The following is a 4,906-nucleotide window of genomic DNA, read 5'->3' as shown; positions in this document are numbered from 1 at the left end:
TCTGAACGCTGCAGAAGAGAGAGTGCATTTGGTCGGGTATCTAGGAGGCGAGGACAAATCAATGGCATACCACGTTGCAGAACTGTTGGTTGTTCCCTCCCGCCAAGAGGCGATGTCGCTTGTCGCACTGGAGGCTGGTGTCACTGGAACACCAGTACTGTTGACTGATCAGTGCGGGTTCGATGAGATTTCCATGGTGGGAGGAGGTAAAGTAGTTCCGGCCACTGTCGATGGACTGAAGAAAGGTCTGCTCATGATGATGACAAATAGTGCCGGATTGGCCACAATGGGGGCAAATCTGGAGCGATATGTAAAAGAAAAATTTTCTTGGAGTACTGTTGCCGGCGAGTATGTTGATCTCTATCGCAGGACCTTGGAACGAAAGAAAGGAAAATGAACATTCTTCTCATTAGTCAGTATTTTTGGCCTGAGAACTTTCGTATAAACGATTTGGCAGCGGGTCTCGTTGAGCGTGGCAACAGGGTAACCGTGCTAACAGGAATTCCGAACTACCCCGAAGGCCGTTTCTTTCCGGGATATGGATTTTTTAAAAAAAGCCATGAGGAATACAGGGGGGTGCACATTGTAAGAGTTCCGGTCGTGCCGCGCGGCAGGGGGGGCGCGTTGCGCCTGGTTGTCAATTATATTTCCTTTGCGATGAATGCGTGCTTGCTGACTCCCTTTCTTCTCCGCTCGAAGTTCGACATGATTTTTTTTGCGCTCTCTCCCCTTGCTGAAGGCATTCCCGCTCTTGTTATGAAACGAATGAAGAAGATACCTGTCATGTTTTGGGTCCAAGACCTGTGGCCTGAGAGTCTTTCTGCTACGGGTATTGTTACGTCTCCTCTTATATTGAAGATAGTGGAGAAACTGGTTCGTTCTCTGTATATGCGATGTGATCGCATACTCGTACAATCCCGCGCATTTATTCCCATCGTCCAGAAACGAGGCGGCGACGCAAAGCGCATTGCGTATTTCCCTAATAGTGCGGAAGAACTATACCGGCCTGTTACTGTGGAGCCGGGTGCTCTTGAGAGTACACGGATTCCTGAAGGATTCATCGTGATGTTCGCAGGTAATATCGGTGCGGCGCAGGACTTTCCGACAATCTTAAGCGCTGCTGAGAGGTTAAGGGAGTACAAAGATATTCACTGGGTGATAGTTGGAGATGGAAGAATGAGGCCATGGGTCGAGGAGCATATCCGTATGAAAGGGATGGAAGCTTATTTTCATCTTTTCGGACGATATCCACTGGAAGCAATGCCCCGCTTTTTCTCCCTTGCTGATGCTCTGCTGGTTACGCTCAGAAAGGAGCCGATTTTCGCTTTCACCATTCCCTCGAAGGTGCAGTCATATATGGCATGTGCAAAACCTATCATAGCTGCTGTCGACGGAGAGGGGGCAAAGATTATCGAAGAGGCGGCCGCAGGTATCACATGCCCCGCCGAGAACCCTGAGGCACTTGCCAGCGCAGTGCTGAAGATGTATAAAATGAGCGAGACAGAGCGTCGTCGGATGGGAAGCAATGGAAGGAACTACTTCGAGATGAACTTTGAGCGGAACCGTCTTATAAATATATTGAACGGATGGATGAGGGAAATGGTGGAGGAAAACCCGCGGTGCGCATTCTAATTCTTGGAGGAGATGGCATGATGGGACATCGGCTTTTTCTTCATCTGTGTCCCCGCCATGATGTCCGCGTTACGTTGCGGCAACCGTTGACTGCGTATAAGGAATATGGACTCTTCAATGATACCAATGCCTTTGCAGGAATCGACGTGCGTTCGCTGGAATGCCTTGCTAGAGTGTTTGCCGAGTTTCGTCCCGAGACGGTGGTCAATTGCGCTGGAATTGTGAAGCAACGGATCGAAGCCGAGGGAATCATTCTGAGTCTGGAGATAAACTCTCTGCTGCCACACCGTTTATCGGTGCTCTGCAAGGCAACCGGAGCGCGCTTGATACACCTGAGCACCGATTGCGTTTTTTCTGGAAAGCGAGGAATGTATACAGAAAAGGATCCTTCTGATGCAGAAGACCTTTACGGAAGGAGCAAGTTCCTCGGTGAAGTAAGTGATGCACACTGTCTTACCTTGAGGACATCAATAATCGGTCGAGAGCTTTCCCGTAAGACAGGGCTTCTGGAATGGTTCCTATCACAAAAGGGAACTGTGCGAGGATTCAGGAACGCCATATTCTCAGGGTTTACAACACACGAAATGAGTCGGGTAATCGAAAAGATGCTGGTCGAGTATCCAAATGCTTCAGGTGTTTACAATGTTTCCAGTGAGCCGATCAGCAAGTTTGATCTGCTTTTACTTATTAAAGAGACCCTCGGCCTGGCGATCGAGGTGATACCGTACGAGTCGTTCCGGTGCGATCGTAGCTTGAACTCTGAGCGTTTTCGCAGGGAATTCCTCTATACGCCTCCATCATGGAAAGCTATGATTGAGGAGATGTGCTGTGATATGCAAAAGGAGAGTATCAATGATTTTTGAAGGTAAGACAATCCTAGTAACAGGGGGCACTGGTTCCATGGGGAGCGCATTTATAAGGCGGGTGCTGTCTGGGGAAAAAGGGACTCCCAAGAAGATCATTGTGTTATCCAGAGATGAAGCAAAGCAACACGAGATGAGAATGTCATACCTCCACAAGCTGGTCGCCACTGATGAGGTAATTTACCGGAATTTCATGAATGTCTTGGAGTTTAGGATTGGTGATGTACGAAACTATGCTGATGTTTGTTCATCTGTGCGAGGAGTTGATATCGTTGTTAATGCAGCTGCACTCAAACAGGTTCCCGCATGCGAATATTTTCCAGTCCAAGCTGTGCTGACCAATTGTATCGGTGCTTCCAATATTGTCCGTGCTATAGAAGAGAACGGCTATCCAGTCGATACTGTTATAGGGATCAGCACTGATAAAGCGTGTAAACCGGTGAATGTTATGGGAATGACCAAATCCATTCAGGAACGTATCTTCATTGCAGCGAATATTCTGAATACGAAGACACGTTTTATTTGTGTACGATATGGAAACGTCCTTGCATCAAGGGGGTCCGTGATACCTCTTTTTCTTGAGCAGATCAAAAGCGGTGGCCCTGTCACGATTACAGCACCAGAAATGACCCGCTTTCTGCTCAGTCTTGATCAGGCTGTTGACACGGTCTTTGCCGCATTACAAAAGGCGAAACGTGGAGAAACATATATTCCTAATGCTCCTTCTGCAACTGTCCTCAACATCGCAAAGGCGTTGATTGGCAATCGTACCATTGAGATAAAGATCACAGGAGTAAGACCAGGTGAAAAAATGCATGAGATTATGGTCTCAGAGGAAGAAATTAATCATTGCATAAAGCGTGGTGATTACTATGTTATTCGTCCTATGCTCCCGGAACTTAAGGAAGATGGAGAAGAAGATATCAAGGCTCTTGCGAAAGAGTTAAGTTCGGAAGATACTGTTCTTGACCTTCCGGCGACAATCGCCTTATTGAAGAGACACGGATTATCTATAGAAAATGCTAATGTGCAATACAATGGCGAACTGCTTCGGTAAGAAGAAAGGAAGCGAATAGTGAGTGATCAATTCTCTAAGCCAATGAAAGTAATGACTATTGTGGGTACGCGGCCTGAGATTATCAAGCTAAGCCGGGTGATCCATGAGCTACAGGAGCATACCGAGCACGTGCTGGTTCATACAGGGCAAAATTACGACTATGAGTTGAGTGAAATCTTTTTTCAACAACTCGCAATAAAGAAACCGGACTACTTTCTCAATGTTGCAGAAGATACTGTTGCTCGTACAATTGGAAACATAATTGCTCGATCCGATGAGGTAATGGCAAAAGAGCAGCCCGATGCGTTACTCATTCTTGGAGATACAAACAGCTGTCTCTCTGCCATATCTGCAAAGCGTCGCAAGATTCCTATTTTCCACATGGAAGCTGGCAATCGGTGCTTTGACCAAAGGGTACCCGAAGAAGTCAATCGAAAGATTGTTGACCACATCAGCGATATCAATATGACATACACTGAGCATGCGCGTAGATACCTGCTGGCAGAAGGGATCAGGCCTGAGACTGTGATCAAAACTGGTTCTCCTATGAAGGAAGTGCTGCAGTACCACCAATCCTCTATCCGATCTTCGAGGCCCCTCGAAAGCTTAGGTCTTAAAGAGGGGGAATATTTTGTAGTCAGTATTCACCGGGAGGAAAATGTAGATAATGCCGCCAACTTATCCGATTTGATTGAGACACTGAATGCAATTGCAAGGTGGTATGGAAAACCAGTGATTGTATCTACGCATCCACGTACTAAAAAGAGGCTCGAGGGCATGCAACTTGAAGCGATGGAGCCACTTATTCGCTTCATCAAGCCTCTCGGTTTTTTCGAGTATATATGCTTACAGTGTCATGCTTATTGCGTGGCTTCTGATAGTGGCACGATAACTGAAGAATCATCGATACTCGGCTTTCCCGCAGTGACGATTCGCCAAGCACATGAACGGCCTGAAGGGATGGACGAAGGGGTGCTGATTATGTGTGGGCTCAAGGCCGAAAGGGTACTGCAGTCGATTAAAATCGTCACCTCCCAGCAGCGGAGGGAAAAGAGGCATTTTAGGATAGTGAATGATTATGATACAGAAAATGTTTCCCAAAAAGTGCTCCGTATCATTATGAGTTATACCGATTATGTGAATCGTACTATATGGTTCAAGTGAATCGATGAAGAAGGAACATGGAGCAATGAAAGTTATTTTTATTATACCACCGAATATTCATTATATCGAGCCATACTCCTTTGTAAAGGCGGACAAAAGCAATACGGTACGACCTCATCTTGGATTGCTGTATGTCGCCGCTGCGTTGAGAAAAAACTTGGGTATTTCTGTACGGATTATCGACTCAAAT

At 46.7% G+C, this 4,906-nt stretch carries 5 protein-coding genes; all 5 read left to right on the top strand.

Going from position 1 to position 4,906, the window contains the following annotated elements; all coding sequences use genetic code 11:
* Nucleotides 1-397, top strand: a 397-nt coding sequence (locus V7L97_RS11120; protein ID WP_333655982.1) for a glycosyltransferase family 4 protein, incomplete at its 5' end; no start/stop codon positions are given.
* A complete protein-coding gene (locus tag V7L97_RS11115; RefSeq protein WP_333655981.1) occupies nt 394-1,632 on the top strand; it encodes a glycosyltransferase family 4 protein in 1,239 nt (412 codons plus the stop codon). The genes V7L97_RS11120 and V7L97_RS11115, both read left to right, overlap by 4 nt.
* Nucleotides 1,587-2,495, top strand: a complete 909-nt coding sequence (locus V7L97_RS11110) for a dTDP-4-dehydrorhamnose reductase family protein (protein ID WP_333655980.1) — start codon at nt 1,587-1,589, stop codon at nt 2,493-2,495. Before V7L97_RS11115 ends, V7L97_RS11110 begins: the two co-directional genes overlap by 46 nt.
* On the top strand, nt 2,485-3,552 hold the full coding sequence (locus tag V7L97_RS11105) for a polysaccharide biosynthesis protein (RefSeq protein WP_333655979.1): 1,068 nt from the start codon (nt 2,485-2,487) through the stop codon (nt 3,550-3,552). The genes V7L97_RS11110 and V7L97_RS11105 overlap by 11 nt, the downstream gene beginning before the upstream one ends.
* Before the next feature lie 42 nt (nt 3,553-3,594).
* Entirely contained in the window at nt 3,595-4,716 is a 1,122-nt protein-coding gene (wecB, locus tag V7L97_RS11100) for a non-hydrolyzing UDP-N-acetylglucosamine 2-epimerase (protein ID WP_333655978.1), read from the top strand.
* The last annotated feature ends 190 nt before the right edge of the window (nt 4,717-4,906 follow it).

The sequence above is a fragment of the Dissulfurispira sp. genome (assembly GCF_036745535.1).
Classification (GTDB): Bacteria; Nitrospirota; Thermodesulfovibrionia; order Thermodesulfovibrionales; family Dissulfurispiraceae; genus Dissulfurispira.
This window is presented reverse-complemented; position numbering and strand designations above follow the sequence as displayed.

Excerpts from the sequence above, each read along its gene's own strand:
- V7L97_RS11115 (WP_333655981.1), top strand. The coding sequence starts at position 394 with ATGAACATTCTTCTCATTAGTCAGTATTTTTGGCCTGAGAACTTTCGT.
- V7L97_RS11110 (WP_333655980.1), top strand. The coding sequence starts at position 1,587 with ATGGATGAGGGAAATGGTGGAGGAAAACCCGCGGTGCGCATTCTAATT.
- V7L97_RS11105 (WP_333655979.1), top strand. The coding sequence starts at position 2,485 with ATGATTTTTGAAGGTAAGACAATCCTAGTAACAGGGGGCACTGGTTCC.
- wecB (WP_333655978.1), top strand. The coding sequence starts at position 3,595 with ATGAAAGTAATGACTATTGTGGGTACGCGGCCTGAGATTATCAAGCTA.